The sequence below is a fragment of the Rothia sp. 88186D007BW genome (assembly GCF_053544215.1).
Map to the genome: position 1 here is coordinate 12317 of NZ_JBPPTR010000009.1, position 24064 is coordinate 36380.

The 24064-nt window shown below is 58.0% G+C and carries 22 protein-coding genes; 20 read left to right on the forward strand and 2 right to left on the reverse strand.

What is annotated here, in order from left to right:
• Positions 1-49 precede the first annotated feature (49 nt).
• The 16 genes from hpt to ACEE09_RS06340 all read left to right on the forward strand — a co-directional run bounded on the left by hpt (position 50) and on the right by ACEE09_RS06340 (position 16771).
• Positions 50-601 carry a hypoxanthine phosphoribosyltransferase gene (hpt, locus tag ACEE09_RS06265; protein ID WP_449083081.1) on the forward strand — a complete coding sequence of 184 codons (552 nt, stop codon included), beginning with the start codon at positions 50-52 and terminating at the stop codon, positions 599-601.
• Between the two features lie 219 nt (positions 602-820).
• Entirely contained in the window at positions 821-2923 is a 2103-nt protein-coding gene (gene ftsH / locus ACEE09_RS06270; RefSeq protein WP_449083083.1) for an ATP-dependent zinc metalloprotease FtsH, read from the forward strand.
• Positions 2923-3489, forward strand: a complete 567-nt coding sequence (gene folE / locus ACEE09_RS06275) for a GTP cyclohydrolase I FolE (RefSeq protein WP_237196337.1) — start codon at positions 2923-2925, stop codon at positions 3487-3489. The genes ftsH and folE overlap by 1 nt, the downstream gene beginning before the upstream one ends.
• Positions 3490-3603: 114 nt before the next feature.
• Entirely contained in the window at positions 3604-4503 is a 900-nt protein-coding gene (gene folP, locus ACEE09_RS06280) for a dihydropteroate synthase (RefSeq protein ID WP_449083085.1), read from the forward strand.
• Between the two features lie 258 nt (positions 4504-4761).
• Entirely contained in the window at positions 4762-5172 is a 411-nt protein-coding gene (gene folB / locus ACEE09_RS06285) for a dihydroneopterin aldolase (RefSeq protein WP_449083087.1), read from the forward strand.
• Complete coding sequence (gene folK, locus ACEE09_RS06290) at positions 5162-5668, forward strand: 2-amino-4-hydroxy-6-hydroxymethyldihydropteridine diphosphokinase (protein WP_449083089.1); 507 nt, start codon at positions 5162-5164, stop codon at positions 5666-5668. The genes folB and folK overlap by 11 nt, the downstream gene beginning before the upstream one ends.
• Entirely contained in the window at positions 5665-6192 is a 528-nt protein-coding gene (locus ACEE09_RS06295; protein WP_449083091.1) for a DUF3180 domain-containing protein, read from the forward strand. Before folK ends, ACEE09_RS06295 begins: the two co-directional genes overlap by 4 nt.
• An 84-nt stretch (positions 6193-6276) precedes the next feature.
• A complete protein-coding gene (locus ACEE09_RS06300) occupies positions 6277-6834 on the forward strand; it encodes a PH domain-containing protein (protein ID WP_449083093.1) in 558 nt (185 codons plus the stop codon).
• A complete protein-coding gene (locus ACEE09_RS06305) occupies positions 6835-8442 on the forward strand; it encodes a PH domain-containing protein (RefSeq protein ID WP_449083094.1) in 1608 nt (535 codons plus the stop codon).
• A gap of 129 nt (positions 8443-8571) precedes the next feature.
• Entirely contained in the window at positions 8572-9474 is a 903-nt protein-coding gene (locus tag ACEE09_RS06310) for a Rossmann-like and DUF2520 domain-containing protein (RefSeq protein ID WP_449083096.1), read from the forward strand.
• A gap of 90 nt (positions 9475-9564) precedes the next feature.
• A complete protein-coding gene (panC, locus tag ACEE09_RS06315; protein WP_449083244.1) occupies positions 9565-10431 on the forward strand; it encodes a pantoate--beta-alanine ligase in 867 nt (288 codons plus the stop codon).
• Positions 10432-10528: 97 nt separating this feature from the next.
• The gene (gene lysS / locus ACEE09_RS06320; protein WP_449083246.1) at positions 10529-11986 is read left to right on the forward strand and encodes a lysine--tRNA ligase; all 1458 of its coding nucleotides are present in this window, start codon (positions 10529-10531) and stop codon (positions 11984-11986) included.
• 143 nt (positions 11987-12129) lie between these two features.
• Positions 12130-12327 (forward strand): hypothetical protein, encoded by a 198-nt coding sequence (locus tag ACEE09_RS06325; RefSeq protein WP_449083098.1) that lies wholly within the window; start codon positions 12130-12132, stop codon positions 12325-12327.
• Between the two features lie 205 nt (positions 12328-12532).
• Complete coding sequence (locus ACEE09_RS06330; protein ID WP_449083099.1) at positions 12533-12886, forward strand: histone-like nucleoid-structuring protein Lsr2; 354 nt, start codon at positions 12533-12535, stop codon at positions 12884-12886.
• A gap of 219 nt (positions 12887-13105) precedes the next feature.
• The gene (locus tag ACEE09_RS06335) at positions 13106-15715 is read left to right on the forward strand and encodes an ATP-dependent Clp protease ATP-binding subunit (RefSeq protein WP_449083101.1); all 2610 of its coding nucleotides are present in this window, start codon (positions 13106-13108) and stop codon (positions 15713-15715) included.
• 540 nt (positions 15716-16255) lie between these two features.
• Entirely contained in the window at positions 16256-16771 is a 516-nt protein-coding gene (locus ACEE09_RS06340; RefSeq protein WP_449083103.1) for an amino-acid N-acetyltransferase, read from the forward strand.
• A 7-nt stretch (positions 16772-16778) separates the two neighbouring features.
• Here ACEE09_RS06340 and ACEE09_RS06345 read toward each other — a convergent pair whose 3' ends face one another.
• Entirely contained in the window at positions 16779-17744 is a 966-nt protein-coding gene (locus tag ACEE09_RS06345; protein ID WP_449083105.1) for an A/G-specific adenine glycosylase, read from the reverse strand.
• 87 nt (positions 17745-17831) lie between these two features.
• Between ACEE09_RS06345 and ACEE09_RS06350 the strand changes: the two genes are divergently transcribed.
• From ACEE09_RS06350 to radA, 3 genes are all read left to right on the forward strand, one after another.
• Entirely contained in the window at positions 17832-18611 is a 780-nt protein-coding gene (locus ACEE09_RS06350) for a hypothetical protein (protein ID WP_449083107.1), read from the forward strand.
• Between the two features lie 101 nt (positions 18612-18712).
• Positions 18713-19780 carry a DNA integrity scanning diadenylate cyclase DisA gene (gene disA, locus ACEE09_RS06355; protein WP_449083108.1) on the forward strand — a complete coding sequence of 356 codons (1068 nt, stop codon included), beginning with the start codon at positions 18713-18715 and terminating at the stop codon, positions 19778-19780.
• A 65-nt stretch (positions 19781-19845) separates the two neighbouring features.
• A complete protein-coding gene (radA, locus tag ACEE09_RS06360) occupies positions 19846-21249 on the forward strand; it encodes a DNA repair protein RadA (protein WP_449083110.1) in 1404 nt (467 codons plus the stop codon).
• On the opposite strand, the gene ACEE09_RS06365 is transcribed toward radA, so the two are convergent.
• On the reverse strand, positions 21246-22712 hold the full coding sequence (locus ACEE09_RS06365) for an FUSC family protein (RefSeq protein WP_449083112.1): 1467 nt from the start codon (positions 22710-22712) through the stop codon (positions 21246-21248). The two genes, radA and ACEE09_RS06365, sit on opposite strands and share 4 nt — an antisense overlap.
• Positions 22713-22917: 205 nt before the next feature.
• Here ACEE09_RS06365 and pstS point away from each other — a divergent pair, with 205 nt between their 5' ends.
• A complete protein-coding gene (pstS, locus tag ACEE09_RS06370; RefSeq protein ID WP_449083114.1) occupies positions 22918-24027 on the forward strand; it encodes a phosphate ABC transporter substrate-binding protein PstS in 1110 nt (369 codons plus the stop codon).
• Positions 24028-24064 lie beyond the last annotated feature (37 nt).

The window sequence follows — 24064 nt, forward strand, 5'->3', positions numbered from 1 at the left end:
CCCCTGGGGCTGGGCGCACACCCTTTGGACCAGCAGAAAGCGATCAACCGTGGACGCACTCGACGTACAGAACGACATCAAAAACGTTCTCTTCAGCAAAGAAGAAATCGACGCCAAGATTAAAGAACTTGCCGCCCAGGTCGATAAGGACTACGAAGGCCGCGACGTGCTACTCGTTGGCGTACTCAAGGGTGCCATCATGGTTGTAGCCGACCTCTCTCGTGCCCTCAAGGCCCACTACACCATGGACTGGATGGCTGTCTCATCCTACGGTTCAGGTACTAAGTCGTCGGGTGTCGTCCGCATCCTTAAGGACCTTGATACCGACCTGACCGGCCGTGACGTACTGATCGTTGAAGATATCGTTGATTCCGGCCTGACCCTCAAGTGGCTCCAGCAGAACCTAGTTTCTCGTGGCGCTAACTCGGTAGAAATCTGTGCTCTGCTGCGTAAGCCCAAGAGCGTTAAGACCGACATTGATGTTAAGTATGTTGGTTGGGATATTGAACCTGAGTTCGTGGTCGGCTACGGCCTGGACTTCGCTGAGCGCTACCGCAACCTGGACTGCATCGCCACCTTGGCGCCGCACGTCTACTCATAAGCCCTACCAGCGGGCGCTGGGGGAGGGCAGAACCTACCCAGTGCCCGACGATAACTCTTTTGCCCTGAGGTGAAAACCTTCACGCATCAAGCGAATAGCTAGTAACTTTAGGTAGATTAGATAGGTCTTGAGCTTCGTGCACCCAAAAATAGGTGTGCGAAGACCCTACACTCAGGGGGTGCACCTGCGCCCCAACCGTCATTTTGTGGAAGGCACGGCGTGCAGAAAACGGATACCAACCCCGACCCCAAGAAGCAGGGTTTCTTCAGCAAGCTCATCTCAGGGCCCTGGTTCTGGGTACTGTTGGCAGTTTTTATTGCCGTGCCCATGATTTTCTCAAACTTCTTAGCCTCTTCAACCCGCGTTGATACCAACGTCGGTATTAGCCTCTTGCACGATGAGAAGGTCGTTAGCGCCAAAATTTTTGATGGTGACCAGCGTGTAGACCTGGAACTTAAAGACGACTACGTTAACCCTGCCGGTGATAACCAGGGTAAGAACGTAAGCTTCTACTACGTGCAGCCCCGCGCTACTGACGTGGTCGCAGCCATGGATAAGGCCAACCTTGAGTCCTACACCGATCAGCCGGTGCAGTCCAACTGGTTTACCTCCATGCTCTCCTACATCTTGCCCTTCCTCATCGTTGTGGCTCTCTTCTGGTTCCTCATGTCACGCTTGGGCGGCGGTAGCAACCAGATTATGAACTTCTCTAAGTCACGCGCTAAGAAGTTCAACAAAGACAACCCCACCGTGCGCTTTGCTGATGTAGCCGGTGTCGATGAGGCCCTGGCAGAACTTGAAGAGGTACGAGAGTTCCTTGCTGAACCCGAAAAGTTCACCCGCCTGGGCGCCAAGATCCCCAAGGGTGTGCTGCTCTACGGCCCTCCCGGTACCGGTAAAACCCTGCTCGCTAAGGCCGTTGCCGGTGAAGCAGGTGTGCCCTTCTACTCCATCTCTGGTTCTGACTTCGTTGAAATGTTCGTGGGTGTGGGTGCTTCTCGTGTGCGTGACCTCTTCAAAGAAGCCAAGACCAACAAGGCTGCCATTATCTTCGTAGACGAAATTGATGCGGTAGGGCGCCAGCGTGGCGTCGGCATGGGCGGCGGCAATGACGAGCGCGAGCAGACCCTCAACCAGCTACTGGTTGAAATGGACGGCTTTGACGGCACCTCCAACATCATCGTGATCGCGGCAACCAACCGCCCCGACGTACTCGACCCGGCCCTGCTGCGCCCGGGCCGCTTTGACCGCCAGGTCGGTGTGGATGCCCCCGACCTCAAGGGCCGTCAACGCATTCTTGAGGTGCACGCAACCGGCAAGCCCATTGACCGCCGTGTAGATTTGGCTTCTATTGCCAAGCGCACCCCCGGCTTTACCGGCGCAGACCTGGCTAACGTCATGAATGAATCCGCCCTGCTCACTGCCCGCGATGGCGGCAACGTCATTGACGAGCGCGCTATTGATGAAGCTATCGACCGTGTCATGGCAGGGCCTCAGCGTTCTTCACGCATCATGAGCGAACACGAACGCACCGTCACCGCCTACCACGAGGGCGGTCACGCCCTAGTGGCGGCGGCCCTGCGTAACTCGGCACCCGTCACTAAGATTACGATTCTGCCGCGTGGGCGCGCCCTGGGTTACACCATGGTCATGCCCCAGGACGACAAGTATTCCACCACCCGCCACGAGCTGCTTGACCAGATGGCCTACGCCATGGGCGGCCGCGCTGCCGAAGAACTCATCTTCCACGACCCTTCCACCGGTGCCTCTAACGATATTCAGAAGGCCACCGATACTGCCCGCAAGATGGTCACCGAGTACGGTATGAGCGCTAAGGTCGGTTCTGTTCGCCTGGCGGCTAAGGAATCTGACCCCTTCTTGGGTGGTGCTGCCGGTGGCGGTAACAACTTCTCTGATGAGATGGCCTACCTGGTTGATCAGGAAGTTGCCGCCCTGCTAGAGCAGGCTCACGATGAGGCCTATGAGATTCTGCGCGATAACCGCGATGTGCTTGATGCCCTGTCTTTGGCCCTGCTGGAGAAAGAAACCCTGCTGGAGAACGAGTTGGCTGAGATCTTTGCCGGTGTGCGCAAGCGTCCTGAACGTGGCCACTGGTACTCTAAGTCCAACCGCGAACCTTCCACCCTGCCCCCGGTTAAGGTTGTTAAGGCTGGTTCTGAGCGGGCAGATGAAGCAGCAGAGTCTGATGAGGCTATCGTGCAGCAGCCTACCGTGGACCCGATGGATCCCGGTAACCCTCACCCCGGTGCTGCAGGCCCCGCAGGTAACCCCGATGTTGACCCCCTGGGAGGGCCTCGATAATGGCAGTTGACCAGCCCCGTATCGAGGCAGCCGTCCGTGAGATTCTGCTGGCTATCGGCGAGGACCCCGATCGTGACGGCCTGCTCGATACTCCGGCCCGTGTAGCCCGCGCCTACGATGAGATGTTTGCCGGTCTGCACCAGAGCGCCGGCGATATTCTGGGTACCACTTTCGACATTGACCACTCCGAGCTGGTTCTGGTCAAGGACATTCCTTTCTACTCGACCTGCGAGCACCACCTGGTGCCCTTCTTCGGGCACGCCCACATCGGTTATATCCCTGGCGGTGATGGCAAGGTGACGGGCCTATCGAAGCTGGCTCGCCTGGTGGATGTCTACGCTAAGCGCCCCCAGGTGCAGGAGCGTCTGACTACCCAGGTGATTGAGGCTCTCGAAGAGCATTTGCAGCCTACCGGTGCGATTGTGGTGATGCAGGCTGAGCACATGTGCATGTCCATGCGCGGGGTGCGGAAGCCGGGAACCAAGACGGTGACGAGCGCCGTCCGCGGGGCCCTGCGCGATCCCGCTACCCGTGCCGAGGCGATGAGCCTGATCAACGCCTCCTGATTTCTCCCAAGGGGACCTGATTTCTAAAAAAGGACCGCATAATATGCGGTCCTTTTTTAGAAATCAGGTCCCCTTAGCTCAGGCGAGCAGGTAAGCGGGTGCTAGCCTGGGTGCATGACCCTTCCTCACGCCCACGGTTCCTTCGCCAACCTGCCCACTGACCGCACCCTGATCATGGGGATTCTCAACGTCACCCCCGACTCCTTCTTCGACGGTGGCTTGCACGCGGACGCCGCCACGGCAGTTGCACACGCCAAGACCCTGGTTGCCCAGGGGGCAGACATTATTGATGTGGGCGGCGAATCAACCCGCCCCGGGGCTACCCGCGTTGACCTGGCTGAGGAACAGCGCCGCGTCCTGCCCGTCATAGAAGCTTTAGCTACTGAAAATATCGTCATGTCGGTTGATACCCTCAACCCCGAAACCGCCCGCGCCGCCGTGGCAGCTGGAGCCCACATCATCAACGACGTTGCCGGCATGAGCCTGCGCGAAGACATGATTGAGACTGTTGCTGAGCTGGGCGTGCCCTACATTCTCATGCACTCGCGCGGTACCTCCATCACCATGGACTCCCAGGCCGTCTACACCGATGTTGCCGGTGAGGTCTTTAGCGAGCTCTTTACCCTGCGCGAGCGACTGCTTGCCGGGGGAGTGGCACCCGAGCAGATTATTCTTGACCCCGGCCCCGGCTTTGCTAAGCAGGGGGAACAAAACTGGCAGATTCTGGCGGGCCTGCAGACCCTGGCCGACGAGGGGCACCGGGTGCTGGTGGCTGGTTCCCGCAAACGCTTTATCGCCCGGCTTTTACAGGAGCAGGACGCCGCAGCCTCCGGCCTGCCGGCAGAGCAGGTTACTGAGCGCCCGGCTACTGAACGGGATGTTGCCAGCGCAGCCCTTTCGGTGATGGCAGCTGAGGCAGGAGCCTGGGCCGTGCGCGTCCATAATGTGCAGGCGACCGCCGATGCCCTGGCCGTGCGCGCAGCCTGGCGGCGAGCGTCCGCTCTCTCAAACTAGGTGGCGCAGGTAGCCATGAAACAGAAGCGTCATAAATGAAAATGTCTTTGTGACTTTAAGCGCTTTAGAGGTGGTGCTTTAGACCCGCTTAAGTACTATCCTTCCCAGCAAATACCCGGGTGAGACTATCTTTAGGCATGTCGAAGGGCACACATAACGGTCACTAACGGTTGCCCCCGCTGCGTGGATAATGGCTACAAAGCACCGGCGCTTCAACTCTGAACTGCCACCGGTGACCAGACTCGGTGAAAGGTGACCATGCACGATCACAGCTCATCGGCAGATACGCGAGACTACTCGCGCGCTGACCGCATAACGCTCACAGGTGTGGGTAGCGTGGGCTACCACGGGGTGCTCGACTCTGAAAAGCAGACCGGCCAGCCCTTCTTCGTCGATATCACCATGTTCACCGACTTTACCCGGGCCGCTGCCACCGACGATGTGGCGCACACCGTCAACTACGCCGAAGTAGCTGAGGTCATCCGCGAAATCGTCACTGGTGAATCCCTGGACCTCATTGAAACCCTGGCTGAGCGTATCGCTACCGCTGTGCTTGAGAAGTTCCCCCTGCTGGCGGTTGAGCTGACCGTGCATAAGCCTCAGGCCCCTATCGAGGTAACTTTCGCCGATGTGTCGGTGACGATTTTTAGGGAGAAACATGACGGTTAAAGCAATTCTTGCCCTGGGCTCTAATCTGGGGGACAGCAAAGAGACCTTGATTAAGGCGATTGTTGATATCTGCTCCCACGAAAAAATCGCGGTGACCAAGATTTCCCCCATCGCTATCACAGCTCCCGTGGGCGGCCCTGCCGGCCAGCCCGACTACGCCAACATGGTGGTTGAGATTGAGACCAGCCTTCGCCCCTTCCTGCTACTGGAATACACCCAGCAGATTGAGCAGAAGCACCACCGCACCCGCGACGTCCGCTGGGGCCCGCGTACCCTGGATATCGACATCATCGATATCGCCTCACTTGAGATGGACGACCCCGACCTCACCCTGCCCCACCCGCGCGCCGCTGAACGCGCCTTTGTGCTGGAGCCCTGGGCCCGCATGGACCCCTCAGCCCTGCTCCTCGGCTCATCGGTACGCCAGCTGGCAGATGACGCAGCGGACGCCGGTGGCATCCGCGAGTTCCACCCCGCACCGGTGGTCTGCGCGTGAAACTGCGAAGCCGGGCTCTTGCCCTCTTAGCGGGTGTAGGTGTTGCAAGCGGGGCGGTCCTCAACCTCCTGAGCGTTCAGTCAGGCGGCCCCGAGCTGTCCCTGCCCGCTCTCACCCTGGTTGCTGCCCTCATCCTGGCAGGTCTGGCCCTCTACTTTGCCCGGCAGGTCTACCGGTATAGCCGGGTTGAGACCCGTAAGAACGCCGGTTCCATGAACCCCCTCATGGCCGCCCGGGTTGCTGTCTTCGCCCAGGCCCTGGCCCTCACCGGCGCCCTGGTCGGTGGCTGGCAGGTAGCGATTGTGGTCTACCAGGTGGGGCTGGCGTCCGCCCGTGCTACCGCCCAACCCCTCATCGAGAGCCTGCTTGCCCTCGCTGGCGGCCTGGTGATGCTGGTTGCCGGTATCGTCGCCGAGAACTGGTGCAAGGTGCCTCCGGGGGATGAGGACGCCGGTGGTGGGGTCGGCGGGGTCAGCCCGCAGACCGACCCCCTGGCCCGTACTAAGCCGGACGCCTCGTCCTAAGGTAGCGTCAGGTTTAGCTTTCTCACCTTCGTGCCATAATGGTGTAGACCACACCCTGACATGTATACGTAACGAGAGAGCACCATGAACGAGCCGCAATTTACACCTACCCTGCCCCCGCTCGACCTTGATGGCCTGGGCAAGCAGACCATAGATTTGCCCGAGGTCAGCTGGAAGCGGGTCTCACCCAAGTACGTTCGGGTTAAGCTCATCACCTCTCTCATCTGGTCCCTTATTCTGCTGGGAGTGGCGTCCCTACCGCTTATCATGACGCTTGTGGTGGAGAGCTGGAACTGGGCACCCTGGGCCTACTGGGGCCTACCTGCCCTGGTACTCATCTGGCGACTGTGGGTGCTAATACTGGTCAAGCGTCGGGTGCAGGCTATCGGCTACAGTGAACGCGCTGACCACCTGCTCAAGCGCTCCGGCCTGCTCTTCCGTTCGCTCACCGCTGTGCCCTACGGGCGAATCCAGTACGTCGATGTGTCCTCTGGGCCGCTCGAAAATGCGCTCTCACTGGCCAGCGTCGAGGTAAAAACCGCGGCCAACAGCATCACCATTCCGGGCCTGGCCAAGAGCGATGCTGACCAGCTGCGCGAGGTTCTCACCGACCTGTCGGACGCCAGAATGGCAGGCCTCTAAATGAGCGAACAGGTACCCACCTCAGAATCCCCGGCGGTTTCCACCGATATCACCGCCCACGAAGAAGCCGCCCTCACCTGGCGTCGTGCCCACCCGCTCTCACCCCTGGTGAGGGCCTGGCTGATTATCGTCGTGTTCGTCTATACCATTGCTAACAACCTGGTCGACGACCTCTTCACCGGGGAAGAGCCCCTTGACCTGCGCGAACTCGGGCAGAGCGGCCCGCCAGACACCATCTTCCTCTCCTGGACGAGCATCTTCGGGGGCTTCTGGTTCCTGGGAGTGCTGGCCGTCTTCTTCCTGCTCTTGCTGCTGCCCTTCCTCTCAACCTGGTTCTTTTACCGGTTTGCGGTCGATAACCACAACGTCTATATCAAGAGCGGCATGCTCTTCAAAACCGAGCGCAAGGCCCGGCTGGACCGCGTGCAGTCTATCGACGTCAACCGCCCCCTGATGGCTCGCCTGCTGGGCCTGGCAGAGCTTAAATTCGACGTGGCAGACGGCGATTCTTCTGCCCTGCGGGTGCAGTTCCTCAAGTACGCCGATGCCCGCGCCCTACGCGAGCAGCTCCTGGGCCAGGTGCGTACCCTTAAAGCTGAGAAGGCAGATTCTTCGGCTGCGGCGTCCGCCCCGGTTGAGCAGCCTGCCCACCGTGATATGGCTGGGCGCTTGGGCAATCACTTGAGCGAGAATTTTCTGGGAGTTAAGGACGCCGGTGAGCAGCTGGTTGTTAAGGTTCCGGTGGGCAGGCTTCTCGGGTCGATGGTGCTGAGTGCAGGCCGGATCGTAGGTTTGCTCTTTTTGCTGGCTGTTGGCGGTTTTAGCCTCCTGTGGGGTGAAGGCCTATCCCTGGGGGCTCTCTTTGCGTCGAATGTGGCGATTATTTTGGCTCTCGTCTCTAGTGCCTGGAAGCGTTTTAATACTGGTTTCAACTTTTCACTGTCTACCAGCCCGGACGGTTTGAAAACCCGGTTTGGTTTTACCGATACCACCACCCAGACCCTACCTGAGGGGCGTATTCAGCGTATTGAGGTGGTGCAGCCGCTACTGTGGCGTATGGCCGGCTGGTACCGGGTTGAGGTGACCTTGTTGGGTAAGGGCGCTGAGCAGGGTGAGTTCGCTGGGGAGCTGCTGCCGGTAGGCACTCTTGATGATGTTTTTCGGGTGCTGCCCCTGGTTCTTCCTGCCCAGCAGGACGGTGGTGTTTCACCTGATCAGCTCCATGCGGGTTTGAACGGGTCGGGCGCTGATTGCGGGTTTACTGTTTCTCCCCGGAGTGCTCGTTTCTTTGATTGGTGGACCTACCGCCGTAACGGTTTTGCGGTAACTCCCTTGCTTTTGCTGGTTCGCGCCGGCCGCTGGGTGCGCCGCCTGTCTTTTGTGCCCCACCGTAAGGTGCAGAGCTTTGAGCTGTCCCAGGGTCCCTTGCAGAAGCGGGCTGGGCTGGCCCACCTCTCCTTGCGGATTGCTGGGGGAACCCTGTCCACCTCCGTGCATAATGCGGACGCCGAGGTCGCCCGCGCTCTGACCGTCCGCCTGGCCCAGATGGGAGTTGTACTGGCAACGGAATCTGCGGACGCTGGGGCAAATCCAGGAGCGTCTGTTTAGAACCGAGCACCTGCTTCACCCCATTCTTTCTCTCTTTACCCCGAGATAATCTCTAGGGTGAAGAGAGAAAGAATAGGGCTTTAGAGGGACCGGTAAACTAGCAGGCAGGACGCAGACAGAAAGGGCCCCATGCAGAGCACCCATCACCTCAAGCCCGCCCGCCTGGGCATCGGTGTCATCTCAGCCGGTAAGGTAGGGGCCGTACTCGGTGCAGCCCTGCGCGCCGCCGGCCACCTGATTACCGGCGTCCACGCCGTCTCAGAAGCCTCCCGCACCCGCGCCGAAGCCCTACTGCCGGGCGTCCCCATCTCGACCATTCCCGAGATTATTACCACCAGCGAGGTGGTACTCCTAGCCGTGCCCGATGATGCCCTAGCCGACCTGGTCAAAGGCATCGCCCAAACTGACCGCTGGCGGCCGGGCCAAATCCTGATTCACACCTCCGGGCTCCACGGAACCACAATCCTAGCCCCAGCCACCGCCCAAGGAGCTATCGGCCTGGCCATCCACCCGGCCATGACCTTCACCGGCCTCTCCCTAGACCTGACCCGCCTGACAAACACTAGCTTTGGCGTCACCGGCCCAGCTCCCTTCACCCCCATAGCCCAAGCCCTAGTCGTTGAAATGGGGGCAGAGCCCGTCCTCATAGCCGAAGGCGACAGGCCCCTGTACCACGCAGCCCTCTCACACGCCTCTAGCCACCTGATCACCACCACCGGCCAGGCTCTGCAAATCCTGACCTCCATCGGCATTGAAAACCCAGCCCGCTACCTTGAACCCCTCCTCAGAGCCTCCCTCGATAACGCCCTAGCCAACGCCGACAGCGCCCTAACCGGCCCCATCGCCCGCGCAGACGCCCACACCGTAGCCGCCCACGCCCAAACCCTAGCCAGCTACGCACTAGAAGAAAACGCGGACGACATCAAAACCGCCTACCTGGCACTAGCCCGCGCCACCGCCCAGCGCGCCCACAGCCGCGGAGCCCTCACCGATGAGAGCTACCATGCTGTGCTTCAAGCCCTGGCCGGGTAAACTGGGAGGGCGCAAAACACGAAAGGACCCCTCACCACCGTGACGAGTCAAACCCCTATCGCACACACCATCACCGAGCTCGGCAACGAAATGCTCCTGGCCCTCACCGCCGCCAGTCGCCGTCGAGCCACCGGCGAAACCTCCACCACAGCCAAACCCCTCACCGTAGGCTATGTTGCCAGCATGGGAGCCCTCCACGAAGGGCACGCCGCTTTAATTCGCCGTGCCCGCGAACAAAACGATGTAGTAGTGCTCTCCATCTTCGTCAACCCCCTACAATTTGGCCCCAACGAAGACTACGATAACTACCCGCGCACCCTTGAAGCAGACACCGCCCTAGCGACCGAAGCAGGCGCAGACATCATCTTCGCCCCCACCCTCGAAGAAATGTACCCCGACGGCAACCCCAAAATCACCGTCATCTCAGGCAAACTAGGGAACCTCTTTGAAGGTAAAACCCGCCCCGGCCACTTCGACGGGGTGCTCACCGTCATCAACAAGTTCTTCAACATCCTCAAACCCCTGGTAGGGGAGCACACCCTCAAAGCCTACTTCGGGAAAAAGGACGCCCAACAGGTAGCTTTAATCCAGCGCATGGTCAAAGACTTCAACCACGATGTAATCATCAAACCCGTCCCCACCGTACGCGCAGACGACGGGCTAGCCCTCTCATCCCGCAACCAGCACCTGAAAGCCGAAGAACGTGAAGCAGGCCTAGTGCTCTCCCGAACCCTAGCAACCCTGCGCGAAAAATACATTACCGGCAGCCTAAGCGCCGAAGATATCGCCCAGGCCCGCACCACCATCGACACCACCGACGGGGTACGCCTGGACTACCTAGAAATTGTCGATGCCGAGACCTTCGAAGCCCCCCAAAGTGACCAAGCACGTGTGCTAGCGCTCGCTGCAGCCTACGTTGGTTCTAACCGCCTCATCGATAACATGGAAATCAACTAAGACCTCTACACCCGACCTAAGAATAGGCACATCATTGACTGAACAGGGCAAGACCCCCGCTGCAACCCCCGCCTCTGACCACGGCGTCTCCGAGCAGATGCAGATTCGCTTAGAGAAGCGAACCAAGCTCCTTGAATCTGGGCGTGAAGCCTACCCGGTAGGCGTCCCCGTCACTCACACCATCACCGAAATCCGTGAAAAGTATGACGGTCAGCTCGAAGCAGACCAGACCACCGGCGATATCGTTGGTGTAGCTGGCCGCGTGGTGTTCGTCCGTAACACCGGTAAGCTCTGCTTTGCCTCCCTCCAGCAGGGCAACGGTACCCGTATCCAGGCCATGATTTCTTTGGCCGGTGCAGGTGAAGAGGCCCTGGCCGACTGGAAGGCCCTGGTTGATTTGGGCGACCACGTCTTTGTTAAGGGCGAGGTTATTTCTTCTCGCCGTGGGGAGCTTTCCATCATGGTGGAACAGTGGCAGATGGTTTCTAAGGCTCTGCGCCCCATGCCCAACCTGCACTCTGACCTGAACGAAGAGACCCGCGTGCGCCAGCGCTACCTTGATTTGATGGTGCGCGATGAGGCCCGCGATCTGGTCATTAAGCGCGCCAAGATTACCCAGACGGTACGCAACGTGCTGAACAATCACGGTTACATTGAGCTAGAAACCCCCATCTTGCAGCTCATTCACGGTGGCGCGGCAGCCCGCCCCTTTGAAACCCACCTGAACGCTTTTGACCAGCCCATGACCTTGCGTATCGCTACTGAGCTTTTCCTCAAGCGTGCCGAGGTGGGCGGCCTGGAACGCGTCTATGAGATTGGCCGTGTTTTCCGCAACGAGGGCGTAGATTCTACGCACAGCCCCGAATTCACCACCCTGGAATGCTACGAGGCCTATGCTGACCAGTTTGTTATGGCTAAGCGTATGCAGGAAATCATTATGGCCTGCGCTGACGCTGTGGGTGTGCATCAGATTGAAACTGAGGCTGGCACCATTGACCTGAGTGGTGAGTGGAAGTGGCTGGGTGTTTACCCTGGTCTTTCTGAGGCGGTGGGTGTTGAGATTACCCCTGCCACCACCGTAGAAGAATTACGCGCTATTGCGCAGCAGCACGAGGTTGCTTTTGACCCCAAGTGGGACGCTGAGAAGCTGGTCGTGGAGCTCTTTGGGGAAATTGTTGAGCCCACCCTCATTAACCCCACTTTTGTCTACAACTACCCGCCTTCTGCGCAGCCTCTGGCCCGCCAGCACCGCTCTGAAGCTAACCTCATTGAGGCTTGGGATCTCATTATCGGCGGTATGGAGCGAGGCACTGCCTTCTCTGAGCTGATTGACCCCGTTATTCAGCGTGAGCGCCTGACTGAGCAGTCTAAGCTGGCTGCCGGTGGTGATGATGAAGCAATGCAGCTAGATGAGGACTTCCTACGTGCCCTCGAATATGGTGCGCCTCCCATGGGTGGCCTGGGCCTGGGTATTGACCGTCTGATCATGCTCTTTACTGGTGTAGGTATTCGCGAAACTATTCTCTTCCCGCTGATGAAGCCTGAAGCTGAGTAAGACGTCCTTACCTTATCTAGCCCGCCTGGCAGTGTGCCAGGCGGGCTTTTCTCTGCAATTTAATGTGGGCTATATAGGGGCTCTTATGTGGGTTATCTGGGGTAGATTGGAGAAAGCATAAACTCTGGAAAGGTAAAGGTGAGATGGAATTTCTGATTGGTTTGGTTCCCTCAATTGGCGCGGGCTTGGTACTTTATTTTATTTTGCGTTGGATGAACCGTGCTGACCGTGCGGAACGCGCTGCACGGCAGGAAACTGAGAAGGACGCTGAAGCCTGGTATTGTTCTGTGAAAAACTCGGAAGGAACCCGTGACCCTTTTGGTTCGTCAGAAACTAAATAAAACTCTTCTTGTCCTCTAAAGAGTGATTTATTTCCCTTTTGCGAAAATAATATGTACTATTTATTTTAGTCATCCAGGGTGACTCACTCGATTACGTGCCCCACAGAAAAGGGTAGAGGCGGATTATCCTCTTATATGTCTTTCCCTGCTCGAAACACGTTTGAGTGCATATTCCCTAAACACCCTCATTCCAAGGAGAAAAATAATGGCTCAGAAGGTCAAGATTATTCTTGAAGACGACATCGACGGCGGCCCCGCAGAAGAAACCGTGCGTTTCGGTCTAGATGGCGGCCAGTTTGAAATTGATCTTTCAAGCGCTAATGCTGCTCGTTTACGTGACGCTCTTCGTCCTTTTGTTTCTAAGGCTCGTCGCGCTCAGGGTGCCCAGCGTACTTCCGGCCGTCCTGCTGGTTCACGCACTACCGTTAAGCGCAACCCCGAAATTGCTGCAATCCGTAAGTGGGCGCAGGAAAACGGTCATGAGGTTTCTAGCCGCGGTCGTATCCAGCAGCACATTCAGGACGCCTACTACAAGGCTATGAGCAAAGAAAGCAAATAAATACGTTTCTTGTCTCTTATGAGGGCGGAACTCGCTGAGCGGGTTCCGCCCTCATTGTTTATAGGTGGCAGATACGGTGCATGAAGAGAAGAAATAGCTACTCTTGGGCTGGGGGTTTCCCTTGCTGCGAACACCATTCATTCCGTGGCGAACAGGGCCACGCAGGCTTAGAAACGCGCGTAATCTTTTGGGTAATAGTAAGTTTCCAAGGAGTGTTCAATGTTTGAACGGTTTACCGACCGCGCCCGACGCGTCATCGTGCTTGCCCAAGAAGAAGCACGCATGCTGAACCACAACTACATCGGCACCGAACACGTTTTGCTCGGTCTGATTCATGAGGGCGAAGGTATCGCAGCGCGCGCTCTTGAGTCCCTCGGTGTTAATCTCACCGGCGTGCGTGAGCAGGTGCAGGACATTATCGGTTCTGGCCCTCAGGCCTCCAGCGGTCATATTCCTTTTACCCCGCGCGCTAAGAAGGTTCTTGAACTGTCCATGCGTGAGGCTATTCAGCTGAACCACGGCTACATTGGCACTGAGCACATTCTGCTGGGTATGGTGCGGACGAATGAGGGCGTGGGAAACCAGATTTTGACCAAGCTGGGCGCTGAGCCTGCTAAGGTACGCCAGACCGTCATGGATTTGATCTCCGGCTACCCCGGTAATAACAACGGTGAAGGCGGCAAGGAAACCGCCGGTGTTGGTGCGGGTAACTCCCGTGAGGGCACCCCTGCTGGCTCTGCCATTCTTGACCAGTTCGGCCGTAACCTCACCGCTGCGGCGCGTGAGGGCAAGCTTGACCCTGTGATTGGTCGCCATAAGGAGATGGAACGCGTTATGCAGGTGCTCTCTCGCCGTACCAAGAACAACCCTGTGCTGATTGGCGAGCCCGGTGTGGGTAAGACCGCTGTGGCTGAAGGTTTGGCTCAGGCGATTGTGTACGGGGACGTACCTGAAACCCTCAAGGACAAGCACCTCTACACCCTGGACTTGGGTTCCATGGTGGCAGGTTCACGCTACCGCGGTGACTTTGAAGAGCGCATGAAGAAGGTGCTGAAGGAAATCCGCAACCGCGGTGACATCATCCTTTTCATCGATGAGATTCACACCCTGGTGGGTGCTGGTGCCGCTGAGGGCGCTATCGACGCGGCCTCCATTCTCAAGCCCATGCTGGCCCGCGGCGAACTGCAGACCATTGGTGCGACTACTCTCGATGAGTACCGCAAGAACATTGAAAAGGACCCGGCCCTGGAGCGTCGATTCCAACCTATCCAGGTGGATGAGCCGAGCCCTGAATTGGCTGTTGAAATCCTCAAGGGTCTGCGCGATAAGTACGAGGCTCACCACCGTGTGACCATCTCAGATGAGGCCTTGGAAACCGCCGTTAACCTGGCCCACCGTTACATCTCTGATCGCTTCCTGCCCGATAAGGCTGTTGACCTGGTTGACGAGGCAGGTGCCCGCCTGCGTATTAAGCGTATGACCGCCCCGCCTGAAATCAAGGTGCTTGAAGAGCGCATCGCTAAGCTCAAGGGCGAGAAGGAAGAAGCCATTGCAGCTAACGAGTTCGAGAAGGCAGCTAACCTGCGCGATAAGGAGCAGAAGCTGGTTGCTGAGAAGGACGAGGCTGAGAAGCAGTGGCGGAATGCCGGTGACGCTTTTGGTGAGGTAACCCCTGAGGTTATTGCTGACGTCCTGGCCTTCTCTACCGGTGTTCCGGTCTACAAGATTACTGAGGAAGAATCTGGCCGTCTGCTCAAGATGGAGGAGGAGTTACACAAGCGCGTCATTGGCCAGGAGAACGCTATTAAGGCTCTCTCTCGTTCAATTCGCCGTACCCGTGCCGGTCTTAAGGACCCCAAGCGCCCCGGTGGTTCTTTCATCTTTGCTGGCCCCACTGGTGTGGGTAAGACTGAGCTGGCTAAGGCCTTGGCTGAGTTCCTCTTTGGTGATGAGGACGCCCTTATCACTCTGGATATGTCGGAGTACCAGGAGAAGCACACCGTTTCTCGTCTCTTCGGTGCCCCTCCCGGCTATGTGGGCTACGAGGAGGGTGGCCAGCTGACTGAGAAGGTACGCCGTAAACCTTTCTCTGTGGTGCTCTTTGACGAGGTTGAAAAGGCTCACGCTGATCTCTTCAACTCTCTGCTGCAGATTCTGGAAGATGGACGCTTGACCGACTCCCAGGGCCGCGTGGTGGACTTCAAGAACACCGTCATTATCATGACCACCAACCTGGGCTCGCGCGAAATGGCTCGCCGTGTACCTGTGGGCTTCCAGCAGGTGGGCGATGAGCAGGGTTCTTACGAGCGTATGCAGGGCCGGGTGATGGAGTCTTTGAAGGAGCACTTCCGCCCCGAGTTCCTAAACCGTGTGGATGACATCATCGTCTTCCCCCAGCTTTCTGAGTCTGAGATTTTGCAGATTGTTGACCTCTTTGTTGCCCGCCTGGCTAAGCGCCTGGCCGAGCAGGATATGTCGATTGAGCTGACCGATAAGGCCAAGGCTCTCATGGCAGCTAAGGGCTATGACCCCTCTATGGGTGCCCGCCCGCTGCGCCGGGAGATGCAGCGCAACCTGGAGGACCCGCTCTCTGAGAAGATCCTCTTCGGTGAGATTAAGTCCGGTGAGAAGATCACTGTGGACGTTGAGGGCGAGGGAGACCTGGCTAAGTTCACTTTCTCCTCTGCCCCCTTGGGCGAGCTGGATGCTGAATCGTTCGATAAGGCTTTCGGTAAGGACGAGAAGGAACTTCCCGCTATCCCCGAAGCTGAGGTCGCCAACGAGAATGCTGAACAGCGTGTTGAGGCCGAAGAAGCTGACAAGCGCTAAGCTGCTTCTTTGAAGTTATGCCGCCTGGGGTGCCCTGACAAGGACGCCCCAGGCGGCTTTTTGTTCACAAATATATTTTGTTCACATCTTGTGAATATATGGAGAGTGTGAACTTGCGGGAGACTAAGGAGCTATTCGATGAGCGTGAAAGGATGGTCTACGCATTCTGTGATGGAGTCTGTGCGGCTGAGGAGTCATAATCTACTGTTTGTGATGCTGCTGTGATGAGTTGGCGAAGATGTAACCAAAGCTTGACCAAGTTTTCAGCTTGTACCCAGCTCTTTAAGGCTTGCGCCTAAGGCTGGCTTGCCATACTTAAGTCATACGGTTCGACAGAGCCTCTGAAGCGACAAAACACCAAATTTGGTGGGTTGCTTTAGGACAAGAAGACTCTTGTGTGTATGTGTGTGTAATGATATAAATCAGCTCCCGCACCGATATTGGTGTTCGGGGGCTGATTTATTTTAAGTTCTATGGTGTAAGCGCCGGTGTCTCTTATCTGGCTTTGGCCCTGGGCGAGCCGGGCAGTAGCCTTGAAGCATGACTGAATTGACCGTCCGCCCCGCCACCGTGCACGATGTGCCCGCTATCCAGGGGCTGGTGCGCCCTCTCGCCCTTGAAGGGGTTTTGCTTGATAAAGAGGCTGTAGCCTATTACGAAGCTATCCAGGAATTCCTTATCGTTGAGGACGCCGCCGGGCAGGTGCTCGGTTGTGGGGCCCTGCACGTTATGTGGCAGAATATCGCAGAAATTAGGACGCTGGCGTCCGCCCCAGCAGCGCGGGGGCAGGGAGTGGGGCACACCCTGGTGACTGCCCTGGTGGAGCGTGCCCGGCGGCTTGGGGTGGCCAGCGTATTCTGCCTGACCTTTGAAGTGGATTTCTTTAAGCGGCAGGGCTTTAGGGTGATGGAGAATCAGGACCAGATTGATTCGGAGACTTTTATGGAGCTTCTACGGTCCCATGATGAGGGCGTGGCGGAGTTCCTTGATCTTGCCCGGGTTAAGCCCAATACGCTGGGCAATACCCGAATGATTCTAGAAATTGAGCGGCCCTAAAAGACAGTTAGAGGCTGATACGGTTGCCGTCTACAGGCTGGGCTAGGCCGTCCGCTAGGAGCCCTGAGAGGCAGCGTTCTATCTGCTCCTGTGGGGGAGTGAGTGCCTGTAGCTTAGCCACGGCAGGAACCAGCCCTTCGGGGAAGATGATATCTGCCCGCCCTGCACTGGTTAGAAGCTCCACTGGTACCGGCTCTTGGGCGGCCCGGAGCACACCCATCATGGCTCCTCGTAGCTGCCGGTCTGTACCGGCCCAGGCCTGGCCCTTGGGCACGTAGTCAGCGTCGGGGCGTCCTGCTGCAACCCAGGCGCAAGATTCCATGACCGGGCAGCTCTCACAGCGGGGAGTTCTCGCTGTGCAGATGAGGGCACCTAGCTCCATGACCGAGACATTCCAGAGGCAGGACGCCGCCAGGTCAGCAGGCATGAGCTCTTCAGCCAGGCGGGTCTCGGCTGCTGTGAGGGCCTTGGAAGGCAGGGCTTTACCTGAGATGAGGCGGGCGTGCACCCGGCGGATATTTGTGTCAATGACTGTGGCTCTAGCTCCGAAGGCAAACACAGATATAGCTGCTGCGGTATATGAGCCCACACCGGGTAAAGCCAGCAGGTCCTCGTAGCTACCAGGCACCTGCCCATCGTGGCGCTCTACGATAGCTTGCGCTGCTGCATGAAGTCGAAGAGCCCGGCGGGGGTAGCCCAGTCGGCCCCAGGCGCGCACAGCCTCACCCGGTTCTTCAGCCGCTAAATCAGCGGGTGAGGGCCAGCGTTCTAGCCAGGTTTCCCAGACTGGCAGAACCCGCTTGACCGGGGTCTGCTGGAGCATAAACTCGCTGATCATCACCTCCCAGGGGATGTTGTTCCCGGTGCGCCAGGGCAGATCTCGGCGGTTCTCTAAGTACCACCCGTTAATTCTGGTGTGCAGGTTCTCGAGCTCTTGCGGAACGAGCTGGCTCAGCGGCAAAGTAAAAGACACCCCAACACTCTAAAACAGGTCTCTTCATGAGGGCGAATAGGGTGAGAAAGTTCCGCAGATGGCATAGAAAAAAGGTACTCTAGATGTATGTCTGAAAACGTTGATTCACAGGTGGAAGAAGTCTCGCCCGAGGTTTACCGCCGCCGCCGTATTGTTGCCCTGCTCGTTCTGGTCCTTGCCCTGCTTCTCATTATCGGCCTCATCAGCTGGTTAGCAGGTCGCGGTAATAACACTGATACCGCCACCGCCACCGCAAGTACCTCCGCTAGCGTTGAAGCTTTCAGCGACTTTAGTCAGCGTGCCACTGAATCAGCAGCCCCCTCAGAAAGCGCTCAGCCCAGTGAGTCTGCAAGCGCCAGCGAATCAGCAGAACCTAGCGCTGAGCCCACCCCCAGCGAGAGCACCCTAGCTACCGTTTCTGCTGAACCTACTGAATCAGCTGAACCCACTCCGTCCGCATCTGCCACAGAGCAGGCTCTTGTAACTGCCTGCACTGCCGCAGACCTCCAGGTGAACCTGACTGCTGACCGCACCAGCTACGCAGCAGGCCAGAACCCTGCCCTTGCGGTCACCTACACCAACACCTCAGGTAACCCCTGCATCGTGACCGGTGGCGCTAACAACGTAGACGTCAACATTACTTCCGGTCCCGCTCAGGTTTACAACTACGCCCAGTGCAACGCCAACCCCGTTGCTGATGCTGAGGTTGCAGCCGGAGCTACCAACACTACTGCCCTGACCTGGAACCGTTCACTGAATGCCCTAGGCTGCAACAGTGCAGCTACTATTAAGCCCGGCCACTACTGGGCAACTGCAACCGTCAACGGTGTGCCTTCAAAGCCCGTCCGTATTGTTGTTACCGGCTAGGAAGCTCTAACCTCCCAGACCGTTTTGACACGCCCCGGCCCGCAGTATATACGTGCCGGGGCGGTGCCGTCCTGGGGCTTTGGTGCACTAAAATTGGTGGTGTGCTAACGGTTTATAGTGAATCCCTGCTGAAGACAATCGCCCAGATTGCTCCTGGTACTGAACTGCGTGAGGGCTTAGAGCGCATCCTGCGCGGCCGTACAGGTGCGCTGATTGTGTTGGGTAGCGATAAGACTGTAGGGCAGATATCATCGGGTGGATTTGTTATCAATACCGAATTCTCGGCCACTAGGGTGCGGGAGCTCGCTAAGATGGACGGCGCTATCGTCTGCGATAAGGACGCCTCCACCCTGCTAGCTGCCGGGGTTCAGCTCCTACCTGACCCGTCGATTGAAACCAACGAATCAGGCACCCGCCACCGCACCGCAGAGCGTGTTGCCCAACAAACCGGCTTCCCCGTGATCGCGGTCAGCGCCTCTATGTCCCTAATTTCTGTCTATACCGAGGGGATTCGCTACACGGTTGAAGATACCCAGTCTTTGATGAGCCGCGCTAACCAGGCTATCCGCACCCTTGACAGCTACACTGAGCGCCTAGAGCAGGTACTTCACCAGCTTTCTTATCTCGAACTTGAAGCTGGTGTAACCTTGCGTGATGTGGCGAGCACCTTACAGCGCATGGAGATGGTCCGTAGGATCACCGTCGAGGCAGGCCACTATGTGGTGGAGTTAGGGAGCGTGGGCCGTCTGGTTGCTCTTCAGCTTGAAGAACTCACCACCCGTAATCTGCCTGCTACCTGGCTGGTGCTGCGCGATTACCTACCAATAGATACCATGCCTGAAGAACTTCAAGCTGCTGTTGATGCGTTGACTCAGCTCGATGATAAGGAAATTGTTGACCCTCTAACTATTGCCCGCACCGTTGGCCTGGGGGAAGAGTTAGATGCCCCCTTGCACCCGCACGGGCACCGTCTTCTTGCCGGGATTAAATCTATGCCGGGTGCGGTTGCTGACCGTCTGGTTGATCGTTTCGACGGTTTGCAGTCGCTGATGGCAGCTAGCCTTGATGATTTGCGGGCTGTTGAAGGTATTGGTGAGCAGCGTGCTCGGGTGATTCGAGAGTCCCTCTCGCGTATGGCTGAAAGTTCGCTCCTAGGCCGATTTATGTAGCCTTCAGCTAGAGGCAAGTAGGGTGCGGTGCTTAAAGTGTCAGCCACCGGCCTTATGCTGTTGGTATGGCTACCCGTAAAACACCCCGCTCGCGCTCCGCTAACGCCTACCGCTGTACCGAATGCGGCTGGACCACCGCTAAATGGGTGGGCCGGTGCGGTGAATGCCAGTCCTGGGGCACTGTAGAAGAAGCAGTTGGCCCGGTTGCCGCTAAAACTACCGTGGCATCGAGTGTGCAAACCCCTGCCCAGCCCATTGGTCGGGTTGATTCCACGGTGGCGCAATATATGAGCACCTGCAACCCAGAATTTGATCGTGTCTTGGGGGGTGGCCTGGTGCCTGGTGCGGTCATTTTGATGGCCGGTGAACCCGGTGTCGGTAAGTCCACTCTACTTCTTGATGTGGCTGCCACCTTTGCCCGTGGTGAGTCTACGGGTGCAGCCCATAACGTCCTGTATGTGACCGGTGAAGAGTCAGCGGCCCAGGTGAAGCTCCGCGCTGACCGTATTGGGGCTCTTGCCGAGACTCTCTACCTCACCAGCGAAACCGATCTGGGCACCGCCCTGGCTCACATTGAGCAGGTTAACCCCGATTTGCTGATTGTGGACTCCGTACAAACCCTAGCCTCTTCTGAGGTTGAGGGTAGCGCCGGTGGCGTCACCCAGGTGAGAGAAGTTGCAGCCTCAATTATTGCCGCCGCTAAGCGTCGCAACATGTGCACGCTACTGGTGGGGCACGTGACCAAGGAAGGCACTATCGCAGGCCCCCGTCTGCTGGAACACCTGGTTGATGTGGTCTGCCAGTTTGAAGGTGATAAGCACACCCCTATCCGTATGCTGCGGGCTATCAAGAACCGCTTTGGCCCTACCGATGAGGTGGGCTGTTTCGATATGCATGAGGACGGCATCGCCCCGGTCACTGACCCCTCTGGGCTTTTTGTCTCCCGCACACCTCACCCGGTGTCGGGCACCTGCGTCACTGTCACCATGGAGGGGCGCCGCCCCCTGCTGGCAGAGGTGCAAACTCTTCTTGATACCAGCACCACCCCACAGCCTCGCCGGACCACCAGCGGGCTAGATAGCTCTCGTATCGCCATGCTACTAGCTGTTTTACAGAAGCGCGCAGGCTTTAACGTGGGCAAACTGGACTGCTACATCTCAACCGTTGGCGGGGCTAAAATTTCTGAACCGTCTGCTGACCTGGCCTGCGTCATCGCCCTGGCCTCCGCCGCCCAAGACAAGCCCTTACCTCGTAAACTGGCGGTCTTTGGTGAGGTTGGTCTAGCCGGTGAGGTGCGCGCTGTGCCTGGTATCCGCCGGCGTATTGCTGAGGTGGGGCGCCTGGGCTTTACCCATGTGATTGTGCCGGCCTCCCCGGCTGGTGTGGGTGAGGTGCCTGCCGGGGTGTCAGTGCGTGAAGTAGCTTCGCTAGGGGAGGCCCTAGCCCTACTCTTCCCGGGCCAGGGCTAGCTAGTCTTATCCTCGTTGAGTTTCTTCTCGATGATCTCCAGCTGGGCAGTGTTAAGAGCCTGCTGTTTTTTCACCCAGGCGGCACTCTCATTGTGAGGGTCCACTGACGCTGCCGGAACTGCGGGCATACTGCGCGGGTCCCTCACAGAGGACTGGCGAAGCTCCCGCAACGGGGCGCGATCCTTGGCACGGAGTACCGTGGTGAGCTGACGGGTATCGTCCCGGTGCTTCTGCTCAGCCTGCTGCCGGTGCGTCTCATGCTGCCCACTGGCCTTAAGGCCAGTATGTATGGGTAGGGCGGTGGTGGCAGGGGCGTGCTCGGTCATCGAATCACCCAAGGGAACCAACATGTCCACTGCCTGCTGGTGGGTCAGGCCAGACGCCTCCAAAAGGTCCACCACCAGGGGGCGGAGCATGAGTACTAGGGCTTCAGCCTCCAAGGTTCGCACACCCATCATGTGCGGCTCAAGACGTCCGGCCAGGTGCGCCAAATCCCGGCGTGCCTTGACCTTCTGCTCGGCGCGGACGTCCGCATCAGCAGCCGACATGCCCTCACCTAGCACCTGTACAGTATCCCCAATATTTTTCAGCGCCTCGGCGATAGAAGTAATAGCTGCCGGGGAAATCTGCACATTGTGAAGAGTGGAGGCCAAGCGGCGGTTGAGCACCCGGGTGTTGCGGATAGCGTAGTCAATCTTGGTTAAGGTCTGGGAGTAACGGTCCAACTCCTTCATGTGGGCCCGCCCCGTCCACGCTAGCTGGGCCATACCCTTCGAGGTAATAATGTCTTTCTCACAGACGTTATAGAGCGGCTGCAGGTGGCGGGCATCGTCCAGAGCCTGCCAGGCCTCTTTATCGTCATAATGCTCCATGGCCTGACCGGCAGCATGAAAGACCGCAGCAAAAGCCCCCATCAAATTTTTAGCATTTTCACGCGGGGTACGACGCGGGTCCTTCGGGAAGAAAAACATGAGCAAGAAAGCGCACAAACCACCCACAATGCCATCGAGACTACGGGCAAAAGCTCCATCAACATTTGGCGGCAATAACACCACCAGGCAAGACTGCAGGCCCATCTGAATTGTAAAAAGAATACCGTTATCCAAAAAACGAGCCAGCATAATAGACAAGAACATCACCAGCCCCGCCTGCCAAATACCCCGGCCCAAAATCAGCATCATGGTATCGCCCATCAAAATCCCCAAGGTCACACCGAAAGAAACCTCAAGGATACGGCGGGCGTGGGTCGCCCCCGTAATGTACCCTAGAGACACAATTGCAGCGGTCGCCGCAAAAATCGGTTCAGTATGCCCCAGCACCTTCTCCGCAAAAAGATAAGCACCAATACCCGAAACCACAATCTGAAGAGACTGAAAAAACCCATCCTTCATACGGCGCCAGCCCTTACGGCTACGCTCCTGGGCATATTTCTCTATGCTCTTAACCTGCTGACCAAAACCCATACCCACCATTCTAGCCCCGCCACTGGGGCCGCCCACCGGCGTTCTCACCCCTAAGTGTGTGCCCCCTGTTCACCCGCCGTTTACCCACTGCTAGCCCACCTGCTACCTAACCCCCCTAAAGTCAAAGACGTTAGACACCATTCCTCGCCTACTCGCTGTCTCACACGAGACAGGGGAGGGCACACAAACTCAAAGGAAATAACCTGTGAAGGCTAAGTCACTCGCTCGTTGGGGCGCACTTGCAGCTGTAGGCGCACTCGCATTCACCGCTTGCGGATCAGATAACGCAACCGGCACCGCCAACTCCTCAGGTGCAGGCAACAACATGGCTTCCCTGCCCTCCACCGCCCTCACTGGCATCGGCGCCTCATCGCAGCAGGCTGCTATCACTGCTTGGGAAACCGGCTTCGCTAACCTGGGCGGCACCGTACAGTACTCACCCGATGGCTCCGGTGCAGGCCGTGAAGCCCTCCTAGCAGGCGGCACCAAGTTCGCTGGCTCAGACCGCCCCCTCAAGGTCGAGGAATGGGAAAAGTCCAAGGCAGTCTGTGGCGACAGTGGCGCAATCAACATCCCCGTCTACATCTCACCTGTAGCTGTAGCATTCAACCTGCCCGGCATCTCATCACTGAACCTAGATGGCGAAACCATCGCCAAGGTCTTCAAGGGCGAAATCACTAACTGGAACGATGCAGCTATCGCCGCGCAGAACCCCGGCGTAGAACTGCCCGACACCAAAATCACCGTAGTACACCGCTCCGATGACTCAGGTACCACCCAGAACTTCACCGACTACCTGGCTGCCGCATCCAACGGCGCCTGGGACGTAGAAGCAGATGGCAACTGGCCCGCCCAGTACGCCGGTGAATCCAACAAGGGCACCTCAGGTGTTGTCTCCACCACCTCATCAACCGAAGGTGCCATCACCTACGCAGACGCCTCAGCCACCGGCAACCTGGGCAAGGTCAACGTCAAGGTTGGCGACTCCTACGTTGAACTCTCCCCCGAGGCCTCAGCTAAGACCGTCGAACTCTCAGAACGCGTAGGCAATATGAACGAGCACGATATGGCCATCAAGATTAACCGTACCCCCACTGAAGCCGACGCCTACCCCGTCGTCCTGGTCTCCTACCACATCGTCTGCTCCGGCTACTCATCAGAAGATGACGTCACCCTGGTCAAGGCCTACGAAAACTACGTAGTTTCAGAACAGGGTCAGAAAGACGCCGCTGAAGCAGCCCACTCAGCCCCCCTGACCAGCGCCCTGACCGCTGACGCTCAGAAGGCTATCGAATCCATCACCGTTACCAAGTAACACCTCGCTCATCAAGGTGCGGCCAGGTTACCCACCC